The sequence below is a fragment of the Paraburkholderia sp. IW21 genome, assembly GCF_041321145.1.
GTDB lineage: Bacteria > Pseudomonadota > Gammaproteobacteria > Burkholderiales > Burkholderiaceae > Paraburkholderia.
In genome coordinates, this window is the sequence record NZ_JBGGWA010000003.1 from 595,104 (window position 1) to 620,208 (window position 25,105).

Below are 25,105 nucleotides of genomic sequence, written 5' to 3' on the forward strand. Positions count from 1 at the left end.
CCGCGCGGGCTGGTTGGAGTGAGCGCATTGTTCAAAGATGCGCTCACTCCCGAATGGGCCTAATCGGGTTTATTCGACAAACTGATTCGTATAGAGATCGGCCGGCTTCACCCGCGTGCCGGTGCCGAACGCACGCGACACAAAAGCAGCGGTTGCATCCATGCGAGCGGGACGCAGCCAGCCGGTTTTATGCTGCGCGGAATCGTCGACGATCAGGCCGTTGGTTTCGACGATCTGCTGCAGCAGAATCGCCTTGTCGAGCACCGGATAAAGCGCGCCAATCGCCTCGGCCGCTTCCTGTGGATGCGCGCGCATCAGCGCATAACCACGATACGTCGCGGCGACAAAACGTTTGACCACGTCGGGATGCCGAGCAACGAAGCTATCCGTGGTGACGATGCCGTTACCCATCATATCCAGACCAAAATCCCGGTAGTAGACCTTGCCGAGCTGCTGGCCCGCCCGCTTCGCCAACGCCGCTTGCACCGGCAGGCTCGCACCTTCCCAGCACTCGGACAGGTCGATCCGCTTTTGCAGCAGCGCCGTGTTGATCACGGCCGGGTCGAGTCGCACGGTCTTGATCGCGTCCGGCGCCATGCCGTTCTGCTTGAGCCAGGCAGGCATGATGTTCTGCACCGGCGAGGCGCCACCGCCGCCGAGTGTCCTCCCCGAGAGATCCTTCAGTGTGTTCACCTTGAAGCCGGGCCGTTCGAGATAGCACATCGCGCCCGGCCAGCGCGTGTTGATCGCGCCGACCATCACCGCGTGGCCGCCGTGCGCGCGGTTCAGCATCACGCTGACCGGGTCGCCGTAGCCGAATTCGAACAGGCCCTCATCCACTTCATTGACGGTGCGCTGACCGCCGTAACCGCGCATCACGCTAACGTCGAGTCCGGCCTCGCGGTAGTAGCCCTTCGCTTGCGCAAGCAGAATGCCACCCGTGCTGCCCTGCGGCAGCCACGCCAGATTGACGCGCACCGCGTCGGCCGCGTGGGCGCTCGTGAAGAGCGCCGCGGCTGCGAATGCAACTGCGCCCAACGCCGTCTGTTGCTTCTGTGGATGTACCCACCGTCGCACGGCGCGCCGTATCCGCTGCAACATGTCGTGTTCCCCCGCTATGAGTGGAGTGAGTGAATGCGCTCAGCCGGCGACCAGCGGATTCTCGATCGAGCCGATCCCGTCTATCGAAGCGACCATCACGTCGCCCGCCTTCAGATAAATGCCGCGCCCCATACCGACACCCGTTGGCGTGCCGGTCGCGATCAGATCCCCAGGCTGCAGCGTGAGGATCGTCGACAAATATTCGATCTGCTCGGCGATGTTGAAAATCATCCCGGACGTGTTGCCGTCCTGCATCATTTCGCCGTTCACCGCGAGGCGCATGCGCAGATTCTGCGGCTCGGCGATACACGCGCGCGGCACGAACCACGGGCCGAGCGGACCAAAGGTATCGAAACTCTTACCGCGAAACCAGTCGTGTTTGAACGGATAGTCGGTGCGGCGATTCAGGTCGCGCGCACTGACGTCGTTGAGAATCGTGTAGCCGGCGATATAGTCGTACGCCTCTTCTTTGGCGATGTGGCGGCCCGTCTTGCCGATCACCACGGCCAGCTCCACTTCCCAATCGACCCGCTCCGCGTGCGGCGGAATCACCACGTTGGCGAGCGTCGGCACCACACTCGTTTCAGCCTTCATGAACATGTACGGCGTGCTCTCCTCGCGCGGCGCCAGTTCGGTGCCCATCTCCTGCGCGTGCTCGTAATAGTTCGACGCCGCCGCGAAAATGCGCCGCGGCTGATACGGTACACAGAGCTTATGGCCGGCGAGCGGCGCGACATCGAGCGTGCCGGCCTCGATCGCTCGCGCCGCGGCTTCGAGCCGTTCGACGGTTGCCGCGCCGCCGGCCTCCCAACCGGCGATCAGGGTGCCGACATCGGCAAGCGGCGCCTCTGAAGCCGTTTGCTTCAGCGCCGCGTGTGCGTCGTAGAGCTTGTCGCCGACCGCCAGGCCGGTGGCCGTGCGGCCATTCAGTTCATAAGTTGCGATACCAAACCAGATCACGTATTGCCTCGCTTTTTGTGTTTGTAGGGTGTTAGTTAGCTGCTGTCGAGGATTCAATATTTCGTATACATTTATTCGCCTTTTGTATTTTTATTGAAATTCTCGTATACACTAATCTTGGCGTGAACACGTTCGCGCGTACACTGCATGGGCCTGCAGAGGGCGAATATGCGCGGTGGCGATTGAGGCGGTGGGGCCGCTGGCGCATAATGGGGCCGCTTGCTCACGGTTTCGCTCAACCCACGACCATCACGATGACGACGCTCTCCTCCAAGATCTACCGACTGCTGTGCGACGAGATCATCGACGGCACGCTCGAACCGGGCCAAAAGCTCGAAGAAGCCGCGCTCGCCGAACGCTTCAACGCCTCGCGCACGCCGATCCGCGAAGCGCTGCGCGAACTCGCCGCGCGCGGCATGGTCGAGCTGACCCCGCGCAAGGGCGTGGTGGTCGCCAAATTCAGCATCGACGAACTGGCCGACATGCTCGAGGCGATGTGCGAACTCGAAGCGCTGTGCTGCCGGTTGAGCGCGCAGCGCATGAGCCTCGTCGAGAAGAAACAGCTCGAAGAACTCCAGACCGAAATGAACGCCGCGATCGCGCGCGGCGATGAAACGGAGTACTTCCAGCTCAATCGCGAATTCCACGAACTGATCTGCAAGGGCGCGCAAAGCAAGTCGCTGGCGTCGATCATGTCCGTACAACGGCAGCGTCTGGCGGGTTTTCGCGCCGCGCAGCCAGCTTCGCCGTCGCGCTTCGAAGCGGCCACCGACGAACATCGCGAGATCGTCTCCGCGATCCTCAACTCCGAACCGGAACGCGCCTACAACGCCATGCGCGACCACACAGCGCGGCTGTCGATCGTCGTGCTCGGCCGGCTCAAGCGCCAGCGCGTCGAGCGCGAGAACGCCTGAGTTTTTGTGCGCCGCGCGGCGATGCGCATGCTGCGTGCGTTGCTGTGCCGGCCCTCGCTGCATGTTCACGCGGCCACCGGCGCGAGCGATGCCATCGACGGCATCGAAAAATCCAGCGCCTGAAGCTGCTGCAACAGCGCGCCTGACTGCGCCGGATTCATCAGCGTGAGCGGCGGGCGCACGCGGGTCCATTCGGGATCGTTCGCGAAGTGCGCGACGATGCTTTTCAATGCGGGGATCATCGGTTGCGCTTGCACCGCGAGGCGAATAGTCGCGACCTTGCCTTCCCACACCGCCCTTTCTTCCAGCGTCGCCGCATTCAGCAGGCTCACGATCGCATGCGGCTGAATGTTCGCCGTCGCTGAAATGCAGCCGGCCGCGCCGAGCGGCAGCGCTTTGCCGAGCAAAGCCTCGGAAGCGGGAAACACCGCGAAGCCGGGAAACTTTTCCAGCGTCGCCTGGGTGTTGGCCCAATCGCCTGAGCTGTCCTTGATGCCCACCACTGTTTGCGGATACGCCGCGATCAACCGCTCGATCAGCGTGTGCGCGATCGGCACGCCGGTGAACTGCGGGATGTGATACAGCAGCACGCGTAGCTGATCCGAACCGACCGCCTGAATCACCTCCGAGTAGTACGCGAACAAGCCGTCGTCGCTGACGCCTTTGTAGAAGAACGGCGGCAGCATCAACGCGCCCGCGCATCCGGCTTCAGTTGCGTGGCGCGTCAATGCAATCGCGTCGGGCAGCGCGCATGCGCCGGTGCCCGGCAACATCTGTGCGGGGTCGATACCGGCTTCGATCACCTGGTCCAGCAACGCGTGACGCTCGGCAAGACTCAGCGAGTTGGCTTCGCTATTCGTGCCGAACAACGCGAGCCCGGCACCCTGCCCGCACAGCCACTGACAGAACGCGACGAAACGCGATGCATCGACACCCAGTTGAGCGGTGAATGGCGTAACGACCGGCGCGAATACGCGCGGCTTCGCAAATGCGGACGGACGGCTGACGGACATGGGGCTCTCCTGATGGGCTAGACGGATAGACGTGGACGATCACGCGCTGAAAAAGTCGAGCATCGCGTCGCCTAACAGCGTCTCGCCCGAATCGAAATGCGCAACCACCGATGTATGGTTGTGCCGCAGCATCTGCATGAAGCGCGGCGCGCGTTTGGGCGCCGCGTCGCCCGCGCGTTGACGCGCTTGCAGCACGCGCTCGAAAAAAGCCGCGCCGTAGGCATCCAGATAAGGGTTCTCGTATTCGGCGACGACCACCATCAGCGGTGTGTCGACATGCGCGGCATGCGTCAACGGCGAACGCGCGGCGTAGCGCGTTTCGTCCGTGCCGAAATAGGCGCGCACGCCTGCTGCGTTCGGGTTGTCGGGAAGCACGTCGGCCGCAAGGCGCGCGCTGATCAGGACTGCGCCCGTTACGGCAGCCGCGCTTTCCCGCAACTCGGCAAAGAGCGGATCGCACAGATACGTGGCGACGTGCGCGCCGCCTGCCGAATGGCCGACCAGAAAGATTCTGTGCGGATTGCCGCCGAATTCCGTGACATGAGCGTACGCCCAGGCCAAGGCGGCGGCGATATCGTCGGCGCCGGCGGGATATGGCGCTTCAGGCGCCAAACGATATTCGACGTTCAGGGCAACGCAGCCCTGCCGTGCAAACCAGCGTGACACGTTGTCGTAAATGAGCCCGTTGAAGCTCTTGCTGCCGCGCAGGAACGCGCCGCCGTGGACGAACAGCACCACGTCGGCATTGCCCGCCTCTCGCGTCCCTGAAGAAGCAAACACATCCAGACGCTGCCGCTCATGGCCGCCGTACGCAACGTCGCGCGCCATTTCGAACGACTCCCCCGCATCCCGAGCCGCCGCCACCAACGGCGAATACGCGTCGATCACCAGATCGCGATGCGTATTGATATCGCGCCCCCACACCGGCCCGATTTGCGCAAAGCGCTGCCTGAGCGTGGCGGAAAGACTGCCCAACGGTTCCTGCAAGGTGTGCATCGGTGGTCCTCATACATCGCAGCGATTCGGCGCTACCGGCTGCGGGCGGCATATGAGAACCATTCTGGTATATCAATTTGGTTTTGTGTATACATTTGTTATACGTAGTATACCTGGTGAAGTTGCGGACCCACTTGATTCACAGTCACGCCAACCCTCCCTTCGCCCGCAGGCGATTCACCTCCACAACCCAAGGACATCCCATGGACAAGCTCCGCCACATCGCGCTTTCGGTCGACGATCCGGAAGCCGCCGCGCAATTCTTCGAGCAGGCATTCGGCATGCGCCGCGCGGGCAACGCGATGCGCGGCGTCTATATGACGGACGGCACCATGAACGTGGCGCTCCTCAACTTCAGGAACGAGACCGTGCCCGGCTATGCGGGCCTGAAAGACGTGCGCGGCGTGATCCACTTCGGCATGTGGGTGGATAGCGTCGAAGACACCGCGGCGCGCGTGGTCGCGGCGGGCGGCACGTATTTGACGGGACGCCACGAACAGGATCCGAACGTGTTCTACGAAGTGAAGTACCGGATGCCCGACGGCACCGTGTTCGACATCACCGAAAACGGCTGGCAAGGCGCGGTGAAGGAAGTGGCGCCGGCAGCGCAATCGGCGGAGCCACGCTCATGAGTCCATTCATGGGCGGCCCGCCTGTGCTGGCGCTGATCGCGTTGCCCGACGCGACCCTCGACGCGCTGCGGCGCGACTACACGCTTCACTATCATCCCGACGGTTGGGGCGATGCCTTGCCAGCCGGCGTTGATCCAGCGAACCTGCGCGCAGTGGTGACGAACGGCTCGACCGGTTTGTCCGACGCGCAGATGGCTTTGCTGCCCGCGCTCGAGATCGTCAGCGCGTTCGGCGCGGGCTACGAGAATGTCGACGTAGCCGCCGCCGCGCGACGCGGAGTCGTTGTCACACATGCGCCCGGCGCGAATGCAGCCACCGTCGCCGATCACGCCGTGGGCCTGCTGCTTGCACTCGCACGCGGCTATGCGCCGCTTACCGGGGCGGTACGTGCCGGCCGTTGGCGCGCCTCGCGCGCCGAGCGGCCCACGCTGACGGGCGCGCGCTTAGGCATTGTCGGGATGGGCCGCATCGGCAGGCTGATCGCGGCGCGTGCACAGGGCTTCGACATGACGCTCGGCTATCACGGACGACAGCCCCATGCCGATGCGCCGGGCCGCTACTACGCGGATCTCACCGAGCTGGCCGCTCACAGTGATTTCCTCGTGATCGCCTGCAACGGGGGCGCCGCGACGCAGCATCTGATTAATCGCGAGGTGCTGCAAGCCTTGGGGCCGAACGGCTACGTGGTGAATGTCTCGCGCGGCTCCGTGCTCGACACACAAGCGTTGATCCACGCCCTCGCTCACGCCGTGATCGCTGGGGCGGGACTCGATGTGATCGAAGACGAACCCGAGGTGCCGCCCGCGCTGCTCGATCATCCCGACGTGCTCATCACGCCGCACATCGCGGGCCGCTCCCCCGCTTCATTGATCGCCCAGCGCGACGCGCTGCTCGCGAGCCTGTCCCAGCACTTCGCACAAACACCCGTCGAATTCGCGGTGCGCGCTGGCTAAGAAAGCCGGCCTCTGTTTTGACGCGCGATGCCATCAGGGTCAACCCGCTATAACCAAACCGCTGTTTTGTATAAAAAAATAAAGCTCGAAATCCAAATTTTGCCGTGGGTATAATTTTTTACAGTTTGTGTATACACGACATAAAAGGACGTAACCGCGGCTGTCGCGCGCGACGACAGCACGCTCTACCCCACGAAAACAACAACGACCTAATTGGAGATTGAATGAAAAAGAAGGCACTCGTGTCAGGCGCCGTCATGCTCGCATGCGCCGGGGCACACGCTCAGTCGAGCGTCTGGTTGTCGGGTTATGTCGACCTGAATATCGAACATCTGATTTCTTCCGGCGCCGGCGGAAACGTGACCCGCATGTCGAGCGGCGGTCTGAACAACTCGCGCTTCAACTTGAGCGGCGTGGAGGATCTGGGTGGCGGCAACAAGGCGGTGTTCACCGTCGAGCCGATGTTCTCCGCGAATACCGGCGTGCAGTCGACGCAGTTCCGCCAGTCGTTCGTGGGCCTGAAAGGCAACTGGGGTGAAGTGACGATGGGCCGGCAATTCACGCCCTCATACTGGATTGCGGGCTACGCCGATCCGAGCTGGGCCGCCGACTTCAGTATGGTCAACAACATGGAGTTCTTCTACGCGTCGTATCGCGTGGATAACGCGATCCAGTACAAGACGCCGACTTTCTACGGCTTCACCGGGCGGATCATGGCGACAACCGGCGTGGGCGACAGCACCCGCGCGGGACGCTTCCTGAGCACCAGTATCGACTATCGGCACGGCCCGATTTTCGTCGGCGCCGTGAGCGAATTGCAATACACGCGCGATATCTTCAAGTCCTCGAAGATCCACTCGTCGCGCGATAACTATTTCTCTGCCGTCTACAAGTTCGGCGGTTTCGAACCGACGGTGATCTATCACACCTACAACGGCTACTACGCGTATCCGCCGTACGTCGCGTTCAATTCGCAGGGTTGGGATGTGCAGATCGGCGCGCGCTGGAATATCGACGGGCGCAATCGCGTGTATGCCAGCGTGGTGCATCGTCACGACGACAACAACACGAGTATTTCGAGCGCCACCGGCGGCGTGATCGGCTACATCTACGGTTTGTCGAAACGGACAGACCTGTACGCGACTTTCGCGCACGTGACGCATCAGCACGATGTGCCTATCCCCTATCCGGTGACGTTCCAGGTCTATCCGAACGGAGGACAGAATCCGAGCGGCTTCCAGTTCGGGATTCGTCACGCGTTCTAATAAAAAAGGAGGAAGCCCATGCTTCGCAAACGCAATCTGAAATCAGCTCTCGCAACAGGTGCCTTTTTGACCTTCCTGTCCGCGGCGGGGTGTGCCGGCACGGAAGTCGCGCAGACCGCGCCCGCCTCGGTATCTGCTGCACCTGCTGCACAGGTCACGCCCGGCACGCCGAATGTCAAGGACCCCTACCTCTCCGCATGGCTGCGCCTCACGCCCGAGCGCCGGCCTGCCCCGCTCAAACCGGGTGTCGACTACGGCATGGATCCGGCAACCGGCCAGTTCGTGTGGCCGAAGGCCACGCCCGAAGTGCACCAGGGCCAGCACTTCCCCGACGAAATGACGACGTGGGACAAGAAGAGTTATGCCAAGGACGTCAAGGTTCTGGCCTTCTATCCCCTCGTCGATTCACCCTTCCACGCCTGGAACAATATCGCCGACTTCGACGGGCGCCGTTATCTGTACATTCACGACCGCGACTATTTGCGGATCATGGACGTCACCGATCCCGCCAACGGCAAGGTCGTGTTTTCTCAGGGCGGCACGTGGGGACCGAAGGGACCCACCGAGAAGTTCGACCCGAACAACGTGCATGACTATCTCGGCGGCGCAACCATTGTGTGGAGCAAGAAGCTCGGCAAACCGGTGCTCGTCGCCTCGTTCGAAATCGGCCGCTACGGCCTGATGACCGACAAGAGCGAGCAGCCCGACAAGGTTGAAGCACAGCGCCACTACAACTCGCTCAAGGGCTTCAAGGTCTTCGAAATGGACGGCCCGTTGCCGAGCCAATGGAAGCTGATCGCCACGCGCACGACTGACTACAAACATCCCGATGCGCCGATCGGTCAACAGCAGGGTTCGGGCTCGCTCGATGCACCTGAATATTACGGCGGCAAGTATATGATCCTGTCGGCCGCACCGGACGACCGCTACGGTTTGACCGAATACCCGAACTATCTGTATTCGCCGGGCTATCAGGTGTGGGACATGGCGGATCCCGCTGATCCGAAGTTCGTCTCGCAGATCTCGGTGCCGGGGCAGATTCTTGGCGACGAAGCACACGAACAGGCCTATCTGACGAACCCGCGCGCGGGCAATCGCACCTCGTGGATGGGCTCGCGTATTCCCATCTTCCTGCCGAAGCCGTTGGAAGAAGGCGGCAAGATCGGCTTCGGCGCGATGGGCGGCCTGGGTCTTTATTCGTTCGACCTGTCCAACCCGGCCAGGCCGAAGGTCCTCGGCAATGTGAATACGGCGCCGAGCTTTGCGGGCACGGAGTACGACAACGCCGACGTCAGCCAGTACGAACGCACGGGCTTCGTGCTGACCAGCGGCTATCCGATGAACCGCGATTGCTACGAGCCGTACAAGGATATTTTCGTCGTCGATGCACGCGATCCGTCGCACCTGAAGGTAGCGGCCAAGCTGCCGCAGCCGACACCCCCCGATGGTGCGCCGTTCACGAGCTTCTGCCAGCGCGGCGGCAACTTCGGCCCGAAGCGTTCGAACGCGACCGGTCAGCCGGGCGGCTCGCGTCAGGGCGTGATTCCGTATTCGTTTTATAACGCCGGCGTACAGATTTTCGATGTCCGCAATCCGGCAAAGCCGACCATTGCAGGATATTTCGTCCCGGCGCTGGCGGACGAGAGCGAGCTGCCGAGTTATACCCTCGGCAAGGGTGTGCTGGCGATTTATACCGAGTACGACCGCAATATCATCTGGGCCTTTACGGAAAATGGTGCTTATGCGTTGTCGACGCCGCTATTGGGAAAACCTGTGATGGGTGCTCCGGCTAAAGCGTGGCCGCCGCGGTAATGCGGTGGGATTTATTCCTATCTGTTTGCTGAGCGCTTTGCCCTGCCGGCGGCTTTCGCCGGCAGGGGTTTTTTTTATTCACTGGGGTGCAATTGCGCGCGGAATCGGCATATTGCCGATCCGTTCAACTTCGCCGAGCCCATTGATTACGCACGCCTGACCGATCAGCCCTTCGCAGGTCAGGCCGGCGTCGCTGATCTGTTGAGCCGTCAGGCTGCCGCTCGCCACGCCGATATACACCCAGTACTGCGATGGTCCGATACCGATACCTAGTTCACCCGTATCCGCGACCACGCCGAAATGTTTCTGTGCCCGATAGTGGTCCGGCCGGGCATTCTTGTCGTCATCTGACTTCCATTCTTCGATGAAACTCTCGTAACGGTTCGAGCGCAACGTAACGAAATCGTACAGCCACGCGTCGTTGAACACCGATTCGAGGAACGCCCGGCGGGCTCCGTCAGCCCCCATCGCCTTCCACCTCTCACCGAGCAGCCCGCAGTTCAGATTCGACGTGGCATCGTTGAAATGAGCAGGCAGTCCCACGACGCCCCAGCACGCACTCGCTTCCGTTTCGTCCGCTGCCGGCTGATCCAATTCCATATGGATACCGCGTGCATCCCAATCCAGAAACGCCCGCATCAGGCATTCAATATCATCGGCGAAAAGCCATTCATCCGGCTCGGCCCGAGCTGCGCCCGGATCGTCGCCCCCACAACTGACAGCGAACCTGGGGCGCCCTATTGCGTTGACATATCCCTCGAATTGCGCGCCGCTTGTAATGACCGACCTGAAGACTTCTACGTCAGAGAACGGAGCTTTCGTCATTTATAACCTCCAGGCATCGACGGTTTTTATTTAAATACGCGAGCCGCCACAATACTAAAGTTTTATCACAATGAGAAGTTAATATTAATTTTAGCGAGCGCTTAATCAACAACAATCGCGCCATCAGGCTTAATTCACTATTTGGTGAAAATTAATGCACTGCAACAGGCAGCAACTTGACACATGCCAAACAGATATTTTGCTTTTTATTCCTACGTAATTAACCACAGCATCATCCGATAATGAGCTAAGATTCCCATTCAATTTTCAATACCGGGTATCCCGAGGCTTCCCGAGCCGTGAGTGGTGATTGCGCCCGCCAGTGGCGGGCGTTTTTTGAAAAGCGTCCGGCTCTCGGCCGATAGGCTCCGGACTTTACAGGGAGGCGCTGCGAAAGAACCGATGTCAACGATCAGCCCTTTTGTACGTATCGAAGGCAGCATCAGCCAGCCGCAGCCGCGTGCGTCCCGCCATGTCCCCCGCCCCTTCGGCAGCGAGTGGGCACTGCTGCCTCTCGAAGGCAGCCTGCCTGTACAACTCGGCGCGTTTCTGCGAACGGTCTGTCTCCAGGACGAGACCATCTGGTCGATGTGCCATTGGGTGTCCGCGCGGCCGGAACAACCGTCCGAGCCTTTGTCCGAGCCGCGCCATTCGATCGCCAGGCCGACTGGCGCGAGTGCGCCCCCGGTGGCGTCCGTGGCGTCCGCCATGCGCATGGCGCCTGTGGCGCCAGGCAGCCGGGAGAACCGTGTCGGGATGCGTGCCGCCGGTGCGTGCGCAATCGGCGGCGCCGCGATTTGCGCGTGGATCGTCATCGGCTATCTGGCACAGCGTCACATGGAACGCGACGCCACGTCGGCGCCGCAGCGGGACCTCGCGAAAGACGCGCCCGCACGGGTACCGCCGCTTAGCGTCGGGCCTCATGAGATCACCCAAAAACGCCCGCAGGTCGCCTCGCCGCCGCATCCGGTTGAAGCGCGCCATGCGCGCCGTCGGATGTCTGAAACGAGTCGCGCTGGACGCCACCCGGCGCACCATCCTGCGTCGCAGACTATCGGCGCCGCACGGCGCTTAAGCACCGTGGCATCATCGTCCACAGCATCGCAACGCGTCGCGCCACAGGCCATGACGCATCGTTCGTTGGCTCGATCGTCGGCAGCAGGCGAGTACTCGCCGTTTGCGCCGGTAAGGCTCGGCATCGACGAATATGCGTCCGTCACGATGCCGACTGACGCGCGTCCTCACAACACGGTAGTCGCGCAGCCGACCGTACGTCACGACAACTCCGCGGACACCGAATGGATGAGCCATATATCGCAGCGTCGCGTAACCGAAGTGCCCAACGAATTTTCGAAGTAGAGTTGCTGACCCAATCGTTATCGCCATGATCTCCGATCAAGCCATCTCTGTATGAGCCGCCTCGGCGCGCCGCCCCCGATACCAGACAAAATAAACAACGAGCAGCGCGACAACAAATGGCACCCCAATCACCAGGGTCATCCGAAACTCCCTGGTAAACCACGTAGTTGCAAGCGCACCTACCATCAGCGCCGCGCCCAGCACGGAAGTAAGCGGATACCCCCACATCCTGAACGCCAACGGCACCCCCTTGTGCTTATGGCGAAAAAACAAGTGCGTAACAAAAATCATCAGCCACGTAAACATGGCACCAAACATGGAAACAGACATCATCAACACAAACGATGCATCCGGATAAACCACGTTCAAAACAGTCGCCAACGCGATGCCAATCGTCGAAAGCCACAACGCAGCAAGCGGAACCCCTTTGCGGTTCAAAGCGCCCAATCGCCGCGGCGCGTAGCCGGCACGGGAAAGACTGAACATCATCCGCGTAGTGATATAGAGCTGGCTATTCATCGCCGACAACGCCGCCACCAGGATCACAAAATTAATAACGCCCGCGGCCCCCGGTACATGCGTCGCCGCCATCACCCGCACGAACGGGCTCTCGTCCGTACCCGCCGCATTCCATGGCACGATCGCCAGCATCAAAGCCAACGTCAGCAGATAGAAGAACACCAACCGGAACATCGTCGCGCGAAACGCTTGCGTAATCGCTCTCTGCGGATCGCGTGCCTCACCCGCCGCCACCGCAATCATCTCGATGCTCAGATAGCTGAAAATCGACACGATCACCGCCACCCACATGCCCCACACGCCCTTCGGAAAGAAGCCGCCGTGCGACGTGTAGTTGACAAAACCGATCCCCGAACTCGCAGGCGCGCCGAACACCACATAGGCGCCCAGCAAAATGAACCCCACAATCGCCACGATCTTCAGCATCGAAAAGACATACTCGACTGCGCCGAATACCTTCACGCTCACCGAGTTGATCCCGATCAGCGCCGCGGAAAATCCGACGATCCAGTACCAGCCGGGCACGCCGGGAAACCAGTACTTCATGTACACGGCAATCGCCGTCACCTCGGTGCCGACCGCGAACACAATCGACGACCAATACGCATAGCGCACCAGAAATCCGGCCCACGGCGCGATGTAGTGCTCGGCATACGCGCCGAATGAACCTGAAGTAGGATGCGCAACCGTCATCTCGGCGAGGCAGCCCATCAACAACAGCGCAATCAGCGCGCCAATCGCATAACTCACCAGCACGCTCGGGCCAGCAAAGCCGATAGCGAATCCACTGCCGAGAAAAAGCCCGGTGCCGATCGCACCGCCAATCGCGATCATCGATAACTGCCCCGTGGACAATCCCCGGTGCAACCCCTTCTCGCGTTCGACAATCGTGTCGAAGCCTCGCTGCTCTTGCGTCATCTTGTATCTCCTCCTGGATGCGGTTGCGCACAGGGACGCAACCGCCGGTGTCGCCTGGTCGTATTACTTGTATTGCTTCAATCGCAGCGTTTCAATGCTTGCTTAAGTCTTCAAATACGCTCGGCGGATCACGTTACCGATTTGCGTGCCTTAAATTCATCCGTATTCCATGCATTGGTCGCGATGATGTCCTTGAGCTGGGCGATGGTGTCCCAAATATCCACGTATCGCACATACAGCGGCGCAAAGCCGAAACGCAGAATGTCCGGCGCACGGAAGTCGCCGATCACGTTGCGCGCGATCAGCGCTTGCATGATCGCGTAACCTTCCGCATGACCAAGCGACACCTGGCTGCCGCGCTGCCCGGCATCGCGTGGCGAAGCAAGCGTGCAACCGAGACCCCTCAGTTCCTGATCGGTCAGCTCGATGAACAGATTGCCAAGCGCCACGCTCTTGTCGCGCAACACGTCGAGATCGACACCGTCGAAGGCTTCGAGCGCGCTCTCCAGTGCGATCACGCCGAGTTGCGGCGCGGTGCCGGTCAACATGCGGTCAATGTCGGGATGAGGCGCGTAGTCGTGCGTAAATTCGAACGGCTTCGAGTGACCATGCCAGCCCGTCAGCGGTTGGCGCACTGCTTCGATATGGCGCGACGCGACGAACACGAAGGCCGGCGCGCCCGGGCCGCCGTTCAGATACTTGTAGCCGCAGCCCACCGCGAAGTCAGCATTGCAGCGGTTCAGATTCACCGGCATCGCGCCCGCCGAGTGACACAGGTCCCACACGATCAGCGCGCCGGCTTCATGTGCCTGACGCGTCACCGCTTCCATGTCGTAGCGCTTGCCGGTTTTGTAGTTGACGTGCGTCAGCGACACGATCGCCACCGTGTCGTCAATCGCCGCGACGATGTCGTCAGGATCAACGCAGCGCAACGCGCAACCGGTCATTTCGGCGACGCTCGACGCGATATACACGTCGGTCGGAAAATTGGTTCGCTCGGCCAGGATCACGTTGCGGCCCGGGCGCATGCGCGTGGCCGAAACCAGCACCTTGAACAGATTCACCGAGGTCGAATCGGCGACGATCACTTCGTTCTGCCCTGCCCCGATCAGTTTGGCAATCTTGTTGCCGGTGCGCTGCGGCGCCGGATACCAGTCGGCGTCGTTCCATGAGCGGATCAAACCGTGCGCCCATTCCTGCTTCAAGGCGCGTTCGATGCGTGTGGGCACATTCGCGGGCATCGCGCCCAGCGAGTTGCCGTCGAGGTAAATCGTGTCGGCGGGCAGATCGAAGCGCGCGCGGCAGTGGGCCAAGGTGTCGGCGGCGTCGAGCGCGGCGCAGTGTTCCCGGGTGATCATCTGGCTGGTTTCCTGTGTGTTCTTATTGCAAATGCAAAGTCTGTGGCGTCTGCTGCTTAGGCGGCGTGCGCGACTGTCGTGGGCAAATCGAAAAAGCGCCGAGCGTTGGTGCCGAGGATCTTCTCTTTGGCTGTGTCGCTCAGCTGCGGGTGATGCGCGACCAGGTCGCCAATCTTCTGCTCGCCGAGCGGGAACGGGTAGTCGGAACCGAGAAGTACGTGGTCCTCGCCCATCGTGTCGACCAGGAGTCGCAATGCGCCCTGGTCGAACACCGCGCTATCCACGTGAAAGCGGTCGAGATACGACACCGGCGGATTCGGGCAATCCTCGCGCACGATGTCGCGCTGCTCCCACGCGTTCTGTACGCGACCCAGCAAAAACGCAAAGCTGCCGCCGCCGTGCGCGAAGCACAGCTTCAGCGACCTCGGAATCCGCTCGAAAGCCCCCGACAAAATCAGCGACACCATGCTCAATTGCGTTTCCGCCGGCATCGCGACGAGCCACGGCAACATCCACTTCTTCATGCGGCCGTCGGTCATCATGTCCCACGGATGCACGAGCACCGGAATGCCGTCGTTCGCGCAGTGCGTGAGAAACGTCACGAGGTGTTCGTCGTCGAGATCGCGCGGACCGAGATGATTGCCGATCTGCACGCCGCGATGCCCGGCTCGATGCGCCCGCGTCGCTTCACGGCAAGCGAGCTCGACGTCCTGCAACGGGACTTGCGCCAACGCCATCAGACGGTGCGGCGCATGCGCGCAAAGTTCGAGCGCGTGGTCGTTCATCCGCGCGGCCCAGGCGTGCGCGGCGACCGCGTCGTAGCGATAGCCGAACATCACGGGCGTCGCGCACATCAGCTGGATATCGACGCCGAGCGCATCCATTTCAGCGATGCGTGCGGCCGGATCCCACAGCGCGCGATACACCGGACGGAAGCTCTTCTCGCCGGTCATGATCATGCCGCGTTCGCCGTCCGCGTCGATCTTCAGCCACGGCGCGTGTTCCGCGTCGAGGCGTGCGGCCTCTTCTCGCGCGATCGGCGGGAAGAAGTGGGAATGCATGTCGATTCGAAGTGTCATCGTGATTCTGTTTGTTTAGACGGCCTTGCCTGGATGGACATGGCCGCAATGCGCGCAGCGGCGTTTTTCTTCTGAGGCATAGAAGCCGTTAAAAAGCGGCGGCAGATCGTTGACGATGCTTTTCAGTTGCACCTCGACGCGATAGACGAGATGTCCGCAGTCATCGCAATACCATTCGAAGCCGTCCACCACGCCTTCCGGGCGTTGCCGCTCGATCACGAGGCAGACGCTGCCCGCTTCCGGCCGTTGCGGCGAATGACGCACATGCGGCGGCAGCAGAAACACGTCCCCTTCCTTCAGATCGACGCGCTCGCGTTTGCCGTCGATCCACAGATACAGATACGCATTCCCGCGCAACTGATAGAAGAATTCCTCGAGCGGATCGTCGTGGAAATCGGTGCGATGGTTCGGGCCACCCACCACCGTGACGATGAAGTCGCTGTCCTGCCACACCTGCTGGTTGCCGACCGGCGGCTTCAGCAGATGCGCGTGGTCGTCGATCCAGCGCTGGAAATTGAACGGTTTGCCGTACGTGAGCATGGCTGTCTCTTTGTGGTGTTTTATGCGCGTGTTTATTTTTTCGGTGCGTATGCAATCGCCTTCATCTCGATCAGCAGATGCGGATGGGGCAATTGATGCACGGCGACCGTCGTGCGCGTCGGACCGGTTTCGTCGAAGTACTCGCCGTACACGGCGTTATAGCCGCCGAAGTCGTTCATGTTGACCAGGAACGACGAGATCTCGACAAGGTTCGACAGGTCCGCGCCTTCACTCTGCAGAATATCGCGAATGTTCTCGATCACCACGCGCGTTTGCTCGCGAATGTCGAGTTGCACGGTGCCGAGTTCATCGGCGCTGGCGCCTGCAATTGTATTGTCGGGACGGCGCGAACTGGTGCCGGAGACGAACAGGAAGTCGCCAGCGCGCGTCACATGCGGGAAGCGGCCGCGCGGTTTGGCTTTGCCGGGCACCACGCGCCCTTGAATGGTCGGTTCGTTGGTCATGAGAGTCGATAGGTCGTGAATTCGGTGCTGCCAAGGCCGTTGACGAAGCAATGCACGTGCGCGTCGACGGGCAATGGATGAGCGGCGGTGGCGGCGCCCGCCATGATCAGCGAGCCGGCCGGCAACACCAGGCCGCTTTGCGAAATCAGCCGCGAGGCCTGCACGATCGAGCGCAGCGGATCGCCGAGAATCGCCGCCGTCGAGCCAGCTTGCACGATGCGGCCGTCGATGCGCATCGCCACGCCGGCATTGCGCAGACCGTCGAAACGCCGGGTCCACGGACCGATCACGAGCCCCGCCGACGAACAGTTATCGGCGACCACATCTTCCAGCGTGAATTTGAAATCGCGGTAGCGGGAATCGATGATCTCCATCGCCGGGGCCACCGCCTCCAGATAGCGCGACGCTTCGAGCGGGGTCAACGGACGGTCGATCTCACGGCTCGTCAGAAAGCACACTTCCGGCTCGACGCGCGGGTGAATGAAGCGATCGAGCGCGACGCGGCCACCGTCTTCATCGAGCATCGCATCGGTCAGCCAGCCCCAGATCAGGCTGTCGACGCCCATCTGGATCATCTTCGCGCGGCTCGTAAAGCCGAGCTTCACGCCGACCATGCTCTCGCCACGATGAATGCGCCGCTCGATCGACGCGCGTTGAATCCCATAGGCGTCGTCCAGTGAAAACAGGGTGGACGTGGTGAGTTGCGCGATCGGCTCGGCGTGGCGCGCGGCGTTGTCGATACGTTCGGCAATGGCGTCGAGATCGATCATGCGGCCTCCTTCCGCGCGAGTTCGCGCGCCTTGAGCATATCCAGCGCGACGTCCACGATCATGTCTTCCTGACCGCCGACCATGCGGCGCTTGCCGAGCTCGACCATGATGTCGAACGCCGACAAGCCGTATTTCGCAGCGGCCGCTTCCGTATGACGCAGGAAGCTCGAATACACGCCGGCATAACCGAGCGCGAGCGTTTCGCGATCCACGCGCACCGGCCGCTCCTGCAACGGGCGCACGATATCTTCCGCGGCGTCGATCAGCTTCTTCACATCGCAGCCGTGATTGAGCTTCATTCGATCCACCGCTGCGATGAACACTTCGAGCGGCGCATTACCTGCGCCCGCGCCCATGCCGGTCAGCGAAGCATCGATGCGGTCGCAACCATGTTCGAGTGCGATCACAGAATTCGCCACACCCAGCGACAGATTGTGATGCGCGTGCATACCCGTTTGCGTCGCCGGATCCAGCACGGCCTTGAATGCATCGAAACGCTCGGCGACGTCGCGCATATTTAACGCGCCGCCCGAATCGACCACGTACACGCATTGCGCGCCGTAGCTTTCCATCAGTTTGGCCTGCGTCGCCAACGCCTCGGGCGTGGTCATATGCGACATCATCAGGAAGCCGACGGTGTCCATGCCGAGCGAGCGGGCGTATTCGATATGCTGCTTCGAAATATCCGCTTCGGTGCAATGCGTGGCGACTCGCACGATGCGCGCGCCGGCGTCGTACGCCGCGCGCAGATCGTGAACGGTGCCGATGCCGGGCAGCAGCAGCGTTGCCACTTGCGCACGCTTCACCGTGCCGGCCACCGCTTCGATCCATTCGAGATCGGTATGCGCGCCGAAGCCGTAGTTGAAGCTGGAACCCGACAGACCGTCGCCATGCGCGACTTCGATACTGTCGACGCCCGCTTCATCGAGCGCTTGCGCGATCGCCACCGCGTTTTCCAACGAGTACTGATGGCGGATCGCGTGCATGCCGTCGCGCAGCGTCACGTCCGACACGTAGATTTTCTTGTTGCCATGGGTCATTGCGTCGTTCCTTTCACACTGCCACGCGGCTCGCCGCGATCTGCTCGGCCGCGGCCAGTGCCGCCGAAGTCATGATGTCGAGATTGCCCGCATACGAGGGCAGATAGTGCGCAGCGCCCTCCACTTCGAGGAACACGCTCACCTTCAGACCGGCACGGCGCTCGTTCGCATGAAAGGCGAGCGGGTTAGCCGCGGTATAGCGGTCGAACTGCACGGCCTGCTTCAGACGATAGCCCGGCACATAGCTCGCTACCGCGGCGACCATCGCGTGAATCGAGGTTTCGATTTCGTCCGTATCGGCGTCTTCTTCCGTCAGGCAATAGACGGTGTCGCGCATCATCAAAGGCGGCTCGGCCGGATTGAGCACGATGATTGCCTTGCCGCGCGCCGCCCCGCCGACGGTTTCGATCGCCTTCGAGGTGGTCTCGGTGAATTCGTCGATATTGGCGCGCGTGCCCGGTCCTGCCGAACGGCTTGCGATCGACGCGACGATTTCGGCGTAATGCACCGGCGCCACACGCGATACCGCATGCACGATCGGAATCGTCGCCTGGCCGCCGCACGTGACCATGTTCAGGTTCGGCGCGTGGAGATGCGCGAACAGATTCACCACGGGCACCACAAACGGCCCGATAGCGGCCGGCGTCAGATCGATCACAGTGACACCGTGTTCGCGCAGCACGGCCGCATGGCGGTGATGCGCGCCGGCCGACGTCGCGTCGAATGCAAGGCGAATGTCGTTGAAGTTCGGCATGTCCACGAGGCCGTCGATCCCCCGCGCCGTGGTCGGCACGCCGAGCCGTTCGGCGCGGGCGAGACCGTCCGAAGCCGGATCGATGCCGACCATGACTCCCATTTCGAGGTGCTTCGCATTACGCAACACCTTGATCATCAGATCGGTTCCGATATTGCCGGAGCCGATGATGGCGACGGCCTGCTTTTCTTGTTTATCGTCCATGGTTTTGTCTGTCACGACGCGGATTCAGTGAGGTGGGCGAAGCTCGCGCTCACGGAGCCGAGTCCTTCGATATGCGCGGTGAACACGTCGCCGGCATTCACGCCGGCCATCGGTCCGAGCGCGCCGGTCAGTACGATATCGCCCGCTTTCAGCGGTGCGCCGACACGCGTCATGGTGTTGGCGAGCCACACCGCAGCGTAGAGCGGATTGCCGAGGCAAGCGGCGCCAACGCCGACGCTTACCTGATCGCCGCGCCGCTCCATCACCATGCCGCAGTTGACCGCGTCGAAAGCGTCGAGTTTGACCGGACGATTGCCGAGCACGAACAGACCGCTCGACGCGTTGTCGGCTACCGTGTCCGTCAACCGGATATCCCAGTTGGCAATGCGGCTGCCGACGATCTCGATCGCGGGCAACGCGTAAGCCGTTGCGCCGATCAGATCGGCAATCGTGTGACGTTCATGCGGCAGATCGCGCGCGAGCACGAGCGCGATCTCTGCTTCCACTTTGGGCTGCTGCGTGCGCGGCATCGCGATCTCTTCGCCATCCGCAATCGACATATCGTCGAACAGCATGCCGAAGTCCGGCTGATCGACGCCGAGTTGAGTCTGTACTGCTTTCGACGTCAGACCGATCTTGCGGCCCACCAGACGGCGGCCGGTCGCCAGCTTGCGTTCGGTGTTCAAACGCTGCACCGCGTAAGCGGCTTCGAGTGCGTCACCCCCGAGCTCCGCAATGACTGCGCGCACCGGCTCGACCGGCATGCCGCTCTGCTGCGCCTGCCACAGTGCGTAGGCGATGTGTTGCGCGGCGTTCAGGTCAACCTCGCTCATGCGATCCTCACGCAAACGTTAGTCAGTTCCGAATAGAAATCGAGCGAGTGACGCCCACCTTCACGGCCGATGCCCGAGAGCTTGGTGCCGCCGAAGGGCGTGCGCAGATCGCGTACGAACCATGCGTTGACCCAAACGATGCCGGTTTCGATCTGCCGCGCCACGCGATGGCCGCGCGAGAGCTGCGTCGTCCAGATACTCGCGGCGAGTCCGTAGGCGCTGTCGTTGACGCGGCCGATCACTTCGTCTTCGCTATCGAACGGCGCAATGTGGCACACCGGTCCGAAGATTTCTTCTTGAACGCAGCGCGCATCATCATTCAGACCGGTCCAGATCGTCGGCATCACGAACGCGCCCTGGTCGCGCTCGTCGCCGAAATGCGGGACCTTGCCGCCAGTCACGACCGTTGCGCCCTCTTCGACTGCGAGACGGAAGTACGACAGCACTTTCTCGCGATGCCCGCGTGAAATCAGCGGCCCCATCGTGGTAGCCGGATCGTGAGGCGCGCCGACTTGCAGCACCTCGGTTTTTTCCTTCAACGCGGCGACGAAGCGCTCGAAGATCGGCCGCTCGACGTATACGCGCTCACTGCACAGACAAACCTGCCCGGCATTCGTGAAGCTCGACTTCAACACGCCGGCCACGGCTGCATCGAAATCCGCATCCGCGAACACTACAGCTGCATTCTTGCCGCCCAGTTCGAACGAGATCTCCTTCACGCCATCGGCGACCGTCTTCATGATCGTGCTGCCGGTACGCGACTCTCCGGTAAAAGTGATCGCGCTGATGTCAGGATGACGCGTGAGGAACTCGCCGGCCGCGTTCGGCCCGTGACCGTGGATCAGGTTGAACACGCCGGGCGGCAGACCGATGTCGTGCATGACTTCGGCGAGCAGCGTGGCGGAACTGGGCGTTTCTTCCGAGGGCTTGGCGACGACGCAGTTGCCCATTGCGAGGGCCGGCGCGACTTTCCACGTGAACAGCAGCAGCGGCAGATTCCACGGCGAGATGATGCCGACCACGCCGAGCGGTTTGCGCGTGACGTAGTTGATCAGTTCGCTGCCGTCGGCTGCATGCGTTTCGAAGAACTCGCTATTCGCGGTACGGATGAGGTCCGCGAAGGTGCGGAAATTCGCGATGCCGCGGGCGATGTCGAGCTTGCGGGCTTGCTCGAGCGGGCGGCCTGTATCGGCCACTTCTGCCGCGACGAAATCGTCGAAACGAGCTTCTATGCCGTCGGCGATTTTATGCAGCCAGTCGGCGCGTTCAGCCGGGGTGGTATTGCGCCAGCCGGCGCGTTGGGCGGCGGCTGCCGCGCGGACTGCGCTGTCGACGGTGGCGGCGTCGGCTTCGCAGACTTGTGCGAGTTCGTGGCCGTCGACGGGACTGATGTTGGGGAATGTGGTTGCGGTCGCAATGAATTCGCCATTGATGTAATGGCGAAGCAAGGGTTGAGCGCGCTGCGCGGCGGCCGGGGTGAAGGTCACAACGTCTCCTGCTCGATTGAGTGTTTGCAGGAGTCTAAAGGGGGGTCCTCGCGGGGCGGTAATCAAAGATTCGGTGGTGGGTATGCTAAAGGGGAATATCAGAGGGGTTGGGGGGTTTTTGCCTTTGGCGGCGGCATTTGGCTGTGGGCTTGTGGGGGGCCTTTCTTGATTTGTTTGTGGTCTATTAGCGTTGCCCCTGTGCGGGGCGGCACCTACTTTTCTTTGCCGGCTGCAAAGAAAAGTAGGCAAAAGAAAGCAGCTCAAACCGCTAATGCTAAGCGGCTCTCCTGGCTTGGAGGGGCCAGTGGCCCCGTGGAATCCGGGCCCTCGCACATTCAACCCGAAGTGACAAAGGCGTCATCAGCTCCCACTCCGCACTACGTGCGTCGCGGACGGGTCTGCATGGGAAACCGGGAGCTTCGTTTGTGCATGTGGGGGCCATCGGCTTCGCCTCGGCGAGGTGCCTCTGTACTCAAGGGGGAACCCGCACCTCGAATGAGACGTGGGTGTGTCGCAATCGCAGTGACTGCCGCGATATAACGGCGAGTCACAGTGGGGGGAAAACGCGAACGCAAAACGCAGCAGGCGATTGTATGAACTACGCTTCGGCGCGCGCAGCGCCGCCGGAAGTATGACGCCCTTGTCACTAGCGCCGAATGTGCGAGAACACAGATTCCACGGAGCCACTACCGTTGGCTGACTGCGGGAGCCGCTTAGAATTAGCGGTTTGAGCTGCTTTCTTTTGCCTACTTTTCTTTGCAGCCGGCAAAGAAAAGTAGGTGCCCCCCCGCACAGGGGGAACACTAATAGACCACAAACAAATCAAGGAAGCCCCCCCCACAAGCCCACAACCAATGCCGCCGCCAAAGGCAAAGCAAACCCTCAAACACCAACACCATCCCCCCCACTAGCCACCCCCACCGCCTCCCGCAGGCACTCAACAAAAGCCTGGCAAGCCGCACTCTGCTCCTTATGCGAGCGCACAGAAAACCCGACAGTGCCAAACGCCCCACTCTCGGGCAAATCCAGAATCCGCAACAACCCCGCATCTTCAAACTGCTGCGCCGCGCCCCGCGGCATCAAGGCAATCCGCGGCGTATCGAGCAGCAACCCGATATTCGTCAACAACGACAACGACTCCACAATATCCGTCGGCAACGGCAACCCCGCCGCGCGAAACAGATGTTCCGCCGAAAGCCGCGCCGGCGAATCCGGCGTCGGCAAAATCCACGGCGAGCCGACCAACTCCGACAGATGCGTCACATCAGCCGCTGCAGGCCCATAACCTTTCCCGACTACCACGCACAACGACTCGTCAAAGAGCGCCTCATGCGTCAACGGAAAAGCACTCGCAATCGGCAACTCGCGCTCCGGCAAACGCCCGACCACGATATCGAGGTCCCCCGTCGCCAGCGCCGGGAACAGATGCGCCGTCGTGCCCTCTCGCACGGTCACCAGGACGTTCGGCGTGCGCGCTTTCAGCATGGCGATCGCCGCGGGCAGCAGCCGTGCCGACGCCGAGATGAGCGTGCCGACGATCACATGCCCGCTTGTGCCGAGCCGGAAGTCGTTGAGCTCGTCGGTCATATAACGCAGCTCCGCCATCAGCGATTTGACCCGTCGCCCGAGGAGCAATCCCAACTCCGTCGGCACGACGCCGCGATTCGAGCGCGCGAACAGCGCGCCGTCGAAACACGATTCGAGTTCGTGGATCACCTTGGTGACGGCCGGCTGCGTCAAGCGCATCTCGTTAGCTGCGCGCACGACGGAGCGCGTTTCCAGCACGCGTTCGAAGATCATCAACTGATTGAGCTTCAGCTTGCGGATCAGGGAAATCTCGCTGAGCGGATTGTGTTGCATGGCGGACGTGGACGGAAATCAATGATCCGCGATGGTAACAGCACAAAATCGGCAGCCCGATTAAGGCCTCCACGTGCCCTTCCTACGCTGGGCACACCTATTGCTCTATATCGCTCGCCGGCAAAAAAACCCGTCAAGCACCGCGTGCCCACGACGGGTAGCCGTTTTTAACTTCAGTCCAGCAATCCATCGGTGGGAGGCCCCATGCTTCGATACGCTGCAATCTTCTTCGTCATCGCGATCATCGCCGCGGTATTCGGTTTTGGCGGCATTGCCGCAGGCGCAACGGAAATCGCCAAGGTCCTGTTCTTTATCTTCGTGGTGATCTTCCTCGTGACGCTGCTGATGGGCGTGATGCGACGTTGATCATCGCATTGACCGAGTAAGCGAAGCAACACCCGCCCCGGCGCAGAGAGCAACTATTGCAATACTTGCCACACCGTATTGCAATAGTTGCTCTCTGCGCCGGTGTTTTTTTAACGCAGGGCCCACGCACTAGCCCGCAGAGGGCACAAGCGGCGCGAGCGGTTCGCTGTCGCGCAAGCAGAGATGCAATTCTTCGCAGAGGAAAGTCTGTAACGTCTGCACGGCGGCCGCCTGGACGCCGGAGACCGGACGCATGAAGAGCCCAAAATCGGCAGTCGGCGCATCGGGCAATCCATCGGCCTGGCCGAGTACGCGCATCGACTCCGCACGGATATTGCCGTCGAGCAGCACGGACACCCCAAGCCCCGCTTCAACGGCCGACTGCACCGCCGGCAAACTGGTACTGGTGCACACAATGCGCCACGCAATCCCCGCACGCCGCAGCGCCGTCAACACCTGCTGCTGCCACAGACACGCGCCGCCAAACGCGACCACTGGCAATGCCGCTTCGCTGTCGCGGCTAAACCCGCGGGCACCGACCCAGAAGAGTGGCTGTGTCCAGGTCAGCAACGGCACCGAGTCGACCAGCGCGGGATCGCCGACGACCACGTCGAGGCCGCCGTCAGCCAGCCGGTTCGATAACGCTGGGCTGGTATCGACGACGATCTCCAGCGCCACCTGCGGATAAGCGCTCGAAAAGCGCCGCAACGCGCGCGGCAGCCGCCCGACTGCGATGTCTTCCAGCATGCCGAGCCGCACGGTGCCGGACACCTGCCCCGCGCTCAATGCCCGCCGCGCATCGGCGCTCGCGCCGAGAATCGTATAGGCGTACGGCAGCAACAGATGCCCCGCTTCGGTGAGCTGCACGCCGCGCGGCGAGCGGTCCAGCAACCGCTGCCCCAGGTCTTCTTCGAGCCGGCGCAATTGCATGCTGACCGCCGCCTGGGTGCGTGCAAGGCGCACCGCCGCCACACCCACGGCGCCGGTCTCCGCAACCGTAACGAACGCGCGCAGGAGACTGCTGTCGAGATCTCGGGTCATCACGTTTCTTGAAGTCATCATAAGAAATATCAACTTATCTTA

General features: G+C 61.8%; 24 protein-coding genes. 7 read left to right on the plus strand and 17 right to left on the minus strand.

Annotated features, from left to right (window positions below; all coding sequences use genetic code 11):
* Positions 1 to 69 precede the first annotated feature (69 nt).
* The gene (locus tag ACAX43_RS09855; RefSeq protein WP_370708189.1) at positions 70 to 1,077 is read right to left on the minus strand and encodes an ABC transporter substrate-binding protein; all 1,008 of its coding nucleotides are present in this window, start codon (positions 1,075 to 1,077) and stop codon (positions 70 to 72) included.
* Between the two features lie 63 nt (positions 1,078 to 1,140).
* A complete protein-coding gene (locus ACAX43_RS09860) occupies positions 1,141 to 2,061 on the minus strand; it encodes a fumarylacetoacetate hydrolase family protein (protein ID WP_370708190.1) in 921 nt (306 codons plus the stop codon).
* Between the two features lie 254 nt (positions 2,062 to 2,315).
* Between ACAX43_RS09860 and ACAX43_RS09865 the strand changes: the two genes are divergently transcribed.
* Positions 2,316 to 2,975, plus strand: a complete 660-nt coding sequence (locus ACAX43_RS09865; RefSeq protein WP_370708191.1) for a GntR family transcriptional regulator — start codon at positions 2,316 to 2,318, stop codon at positions 2,973 to 2,975.
* Between the two features lie 65 nt (positions 2,976 to 3,040).
* Here ACAX43_RS09865 and ACAX43_RS09870 read toward each other — a convergent pair whose 3' ends face one another.
* A complete protein-coding gene (locus tag ACAX43_RS09870; RefSeq protein WP_370708192.1) occupies positions 3,041 to 3,988 on the minus strand; it encodes a dihydrodipicolinate synthase family protein in 948 nt (315 codons plus the stop codon).
* A 39-nt stretch (positions 3,989 to 4,027) separates the two neighbouring features.
* Positions 4,028 to 4,984 carry an alpha/beta hydrolase gene (locus tag ACAX43_RS09875; RefSeq protein ID WP_370708193.1) on the minus strand — a complete coding sequence of 319 codons (957 nt, stop codon included), beginning with the start codon at positions 4,982 to 4,984 and terminating at the stop codon, positions 4,028 to 4,030.
* A 203-nt stretch (positions 4,985 to 5,187) separates the two neighbouring features.
* Here ACAX43_RS09875 and ACAX43_RS09880 point away from each other — a divergent pair, with 203 nt between their 5' ends.
* The 4 genes from ACAX43_RS09880 (at position 5,188) to ACAX43_RS09895 (ending at position 9,646) form a co-directional block, all read left to right on the plus strand.
* On the plus strand, positions 5,188 to 5,616 hold the full coding sequence (locus ACAX43_RS09880) for a VOC family protein (protein ID WP_370708194.1): 429 nt from the start codon (positions 5,188 to 5,190) through the stop codon (positions 5,614 to 5,616).
* Positions 5,613 to 6,569, plus strand: a complete 957-nt coding sequence (locus tag ACAX43_RS09885; protein ID WP_370708195.1) for a 2-hydroxyacid dehydrogenase — start codon at positions 5,613 to 5,615, stop codon at positions 6,567 to 6,569. The genes ACAX43_RS09880 and ACAX43_RS09885 overlap by 4 nt, the downstream gene beginning before the upstream one ends.
* Before the next feature lie 224 nt (positions 6,570 to 6,793).
* A complete protein-coding gene (locus ACAX43_RS09890) occupies positions 6,794 to 7,834 on the plus strand; it encodes a porin (protein ID WP_370708196.1) in 1,041 nt (346 codons plus the stop codon).
* An 18-nt stretch (positions 7,835 to 7,852) separates the two neighbouring features.
* Entirely contained in the window at positions 7,853 to 9,646 is a 1,794-nt protein-coding gene (locus tag ACAX43_RS09895) for a hypothetical protein (protein ID WP_370708197.1), read from the plus strand.
* Between the two features lie 78 nt (positions 9,647 to 9,724).
* Here the strand turns inward: ACAX43_RS09895 and ACAX43_RS09900 are convergent, their stop codons facing one another.
* The gene (locus ACAX43_RS09900) at positions 9,725 to 10,246 is read right to left on the minus strand and encodes a hypothetical protein (protein ID WP_370708198.1); all 522 of its coding nucleotides are present in this window, start codon (positions 10,244 to 10,246) and stop codon (positions 9,725 to 9,727) included.
* Positions 10,247 to 10,873: 627 nt separating this feature from the next.
* On the opposite strand from ACAX43_RS09900, the gene ACAX43_RS09905 reads away from it, so the two are divergent.
* Positions 10,874 to 11,830 (plus strand): hypothetical protein, encoded by a 957-nt coding sequence (locus tag ACAX43_RS09905; protein WP_370708199.1) that lies wholly within the window; start codon positions 10,874 to 10,876, stop codon positions 11,828 to 11,830.
* A gap of 36 nt (positions 11,831 to 11,866) precedes the next feature.
* On the opposite strand, the gene ACAX43_RS09910 is transcribed toward ACAX43_RS09905, so the two are convergent.
* The 11 genes from ACAX43_RS09910 to ACAX43_RS09960 all read right to left on the minus strand — a co-directional run bounded on the left by ACAX43_RS09910 (position 11,867) and on the right by ACAX43_RS09960 (position 23,656).
* On the minus strand, positions 11,867 to 13,267 hold the full coding sequence (locus ACAX43_RS09910; protein ID WP_370708200.1) for an amino acid permease: 1,401 nt from the start codon (positions 13,265 to 13,267) through the stop codon (positions 11,867 to 11,869).
* A gap of 128 nt (positions 13,268 to 13,395) precedes the next feature.
* Positions 13,396 to 14,625 carry a kynureninase gene (gene kynU / locus ACAX43_RS09915; RefSeq protein WP_370708201.1) on the minus strand — a complete coding sequence of 410 codons (1,230 nt, stop codon included), beginning with the start codon at positions 14,623 to 14,625 and terminating at the stop codon, positions 13,396 to 13,398.
* 56 nt (positions 14,626 to 14,681) lie between these two features.
* Positions 14,682 to 15,704 carry an amidohydrolase family protein gene (locus ACAX43_RS09920; protein ID WP_370708202.1) on the minus strand — a complete coding sequence of 341 codons (1,023 nt, stop codon included), beginning with the start codon at positions 15,702 to 15,704 and terminating at the stop codon, positions 14,682 to 14,684.
* Between the two features lie 15 nt (positions 15,705 to 15,719).
* Entirely contained in the window at positions 15,720 to 16,244 is a 525-nt protein-coding gene (locus ACAX43_RS09925) for a 3-hydroxyanthranilate 3,4-dioxygenase (RefSeq protein ID WP_370708203.1), read from the minus strand.
* Between the two features lie 32 nt (positions 16,245 to 16,276).
* Positions 16,277 to 16,708 (minus strand): RidA family protein, encoded by a 432-nt coding sequence (locus tag ACAX43_RS09930; RefSeq protein WP_201075509.1) that lies wholly within the window; start codon positions 16,706 to 16,708, stop codon positions 16,277 to 16,279.
* The gene (locus tag ACAX43_RS09935) at positions 16,705 to 17,478 is read right to left on the minus strand and encodes a 2-keto-4-pentenoate hydratase (RefSeq protein ID WP_370708204.1); all 774 of its coding nucleotides are present in this window, start codon (positions 17,476 to 17,478) and stop codon (positions 16,705 to 16,707) included. Before ACAX43_RS09935 ends, ACAX43_RS09930 begins: the two co-directional genes overlap by 4 nt.
* Positions 17,475 to 18,518, minus strand: a complete 1,044-nt coding sequence (dmpG, locus tag ACAX43_RS09940) for a 4-hydroxy-2-oxovalerate aldolase (RefSeq protein ID WP_370708205.1) — start codon at positions 18,516 to 18,518, stop codon at positions 17,475 to 17,477. Before dmpG ends, ACAX43_RS09935 begins: the two co-directional genes overlap by 4 nt.
* 13 nt (positions 18,519 to 18,531) lie before the next feature.
* Positions 18,532 to 19,476, minus strand: a complete 945-nt coding sequence (locus ACAX43_RS09945; RefSeq protein WP_370708206.1) for an acetaldehyde dehydrogenase (acetylating) — start codon at positions 19,474 to 19,476, stop codon at positions 18,532 to 18,534.
* Positions 19,477 to 19,487: 11 nt separating this feature from the next.
* Positions 19,488 to 20,309: a fumarylacetoacetate hydrolase family protein gene (locus ACAX43_RS09950; protein WP_370708207.1), complete on the minus strand. Its 822-nt coding sequence runs from the start codon at positions 20,307 to 20,309 to the stop codon at positions 19,488 to 19,490.
* Positions 20,306 to 21,796, minus strand: coding sequence for a 2-hydroxymuconic semialdehyde dehydrogenase (locus ACAX43_RS09955; protein WP_370708208.1), 1,491 nt, complete (start codon positions 21,794 to 21,796; stop codon positions 20,306 to 20,308). The genes ACAX43_RS09950 and ACAX43_RS09955 overlap by 4 nt, the downstream gene beginning before the upstream one ends.
* A gap of 882 nt (positions 21,797 to 22,678) precedes the next feature.
* Positions 22,679 to 23,656: a LysR substrate-binding domain-containing protein gene (locus ACAX43_RS09960; protein WP_370708209.1), complete on the minus strand. Its 978-nt coding sequence runs from the start codon at positions 23,654 to 23,656 to the stop codon at positions 22,679 to 22,681.
* Between the two features lie 204 nt (positions 23,657 to 23,860).
* On the opposite strand from ACAX43_RS09960, the gene ACAX43_RS09965 reads away from it, so the two are divergent.
* On the plus strand, positions 23,861 to 24,022 hold the full coding sequence (locus ACAX43_RS09965) for a DUF1328 domain-containing protein (RefSeq protein ID WP_006051149.1): 162 nt from the start codon (positions 23,861 to 23,863) through the stop codon (positions 24,020 to 24,022).
* Between the two features lie 129 nt (positions 24,023 to 24,151).
* On the opposite strand, the gene ACAX43_RS09970 is transcribed toward ACAX43_RS09965, so the two are convergent.
* On the minus strand, positions 24,152 to 25,063 hold the full coding sequence (locus ACAX43_RS09970; RefSeq protein ID WP_370708210.1) for a LysR substrate-binding domain-containing protein: 912 nt from the start codon (positions 25,061 to 25,063) through the stop codon (positions 24,152 to 24,154).
* Positions 25,064 to 25,105 lie beyond the last annotated feature (42 nt).

Excerpts from the sequence above, each read along its gene's own strand:
- ACAX43_RS09910 (WP_370708200.1), bottom strand. The coding sequence starts at position 13,267 with ATGACGCAAGAGCAGCGAGGCTTCGACACGATTGTCGAACGCGAGAAG.
- ACAX43_RS09870 (WP_370708192.1), bottom strand. The coding sequence starts at position 3,988 with ATGTCCGTCAGCCGTCCGTCCGCATTTGCGAAGCCGCGCGTATTCGCG.
- ACAX43_RS09920 (WP_370708202.1), bottom strand. The coding sequence starts at position 15,704 with ATGACACTTCGAATCGACATGCATTCCCACTTCTTCCCGCCGATCGCG.
- ACAX43_RS09965 (WP_006051149.1), top strand. The coding sequence starts at position 23,861 with ATGCTTCGATACGCTGCAATCTTCTTCGTCATCGCGATCATCGCCGCG.
- kynU (WP_370708201.1), bottom strand. The coding sequence starts at position 14,625 with ATGATCACCCGGGAACACTGCGCCGCGCTCGACGCCGCCGACACCTTG.
- ACAX43_RS09895 (WP_370708197.1), top strand. The coding sequence starts at position 7,853 with ATGCTTCGCAAACGCAATCTGAAATCAGCTCTCGCAACAGGTGCCTTT.
- dmpG (WP_370708205.1), bottom strand. The coding sequence starts at position 18,518 with ATGACCCATGGCAACAAGAAAATCTACGTGTCGGACGTGACGCTGCGC.
- ACAX43_RS09900 (WP_370708198.1), bottom strand. The coding sequence starts at position 10,246 with ATGGAATTGGATCAGCCGGCAGCGGACGAAACGGAAGCGAGTGCGTGC.
- ACAX43_RS09925 (WP_370708203.1), bottom strand. The coding sequence starts at position 16,244 with ATGCTCACGTACGGCAAACCGTTCAATTTCCAGCGCTGGATCGACGAC.
- ACAX43_RS09880 (WP_370708194.1), top strand. The coding sequence starts at position 5,188 with ATGGACAAGCTCCGCCACATCGCGCTTTCGGTCGACGATCCGGAAGCC.
- ACAX43_RS09875 (WP_370708193.1), bottom strand. The coding sequence starts at position 4,984 with ATGCACACCTTGCAGGAACCGTTGGGCAGTCTTTCCGCCACGCTCAGG.
- ACAX43_RS09930 (WP_201075509.1), bottom strand. The coding sequence starts at position 16,708 with ATGACCAACGAACCGACCATTCAAGGGCGCGTGGTGCCCGGCAAAGCC.
- ACAX43_RS09960 (WP_370708209.1), bottom strand. The coding sequence starts at position 23,656 with ATGCAACACAATCCGCTCAGCGAGATTTCCCTGATCCGCAAGCTGAAG.
- ACAX43_RS09890 (WP_370708196.1), top strand. The coding sequence starts at position 6,794 with ATGAAAAAGAAGGCACTCGTGTCAGGCGCCGTCATGCTCGCATGCGCC.
- ACAX43_RS09905 (WP_370708199.1), top strand. The coding sequence starts at position 10,874 with ATGTCAACGATCAGCCCTTTTGTACGTATCGAAGGCAGCATCAGCCAG.
- ACAX43_RS09970 (WP_370708210.1), bottom strand. The coding sequence starts at position 25,063 with ATGACCCGAGATCTCGACAGCAGTCTCCTGCGCGCGTTCGTTACGGTT.
- ACAX43_RS09950 (WP_370708207.1), bottom strand. The coding sequence starts at position 20,309 with ATGAGCGAGGTTGACCTGAACGCCGCGCAACACATCGCCTACGCACTG.
- ACAX43_RS09945 (WP_370708206.1), bottom strand. The coding sequence starts at position 19,476 with ATGGACGATAAACAAGAAAAGCAGGCCGTCGCCATCATCGGCTCCGGC.
- ACAX43_RS09885 (WP_370708195.1), top strand. The coding sequence starts at position 5,613 with ATGAGTCCATTCATGGGCGGCCCGCCTGTGCTGGCGCTGATCGCGTTG.
- ACAX43_RS09865 (WP_370708191.1), top strand. The coding sequence starts at position 2,316 with ATGACGACGCTCTCCTCCAAGATCTACCGACTGCTGTGCGACGAGATC.
- ACAX43_RS09935 (WP_370708204.1), bottom strand. The coding sequence starts at position 17,478 with ATGATCGATCTCGACGCCATTGCCGAACGTATCGACAACGCCGCGCGC.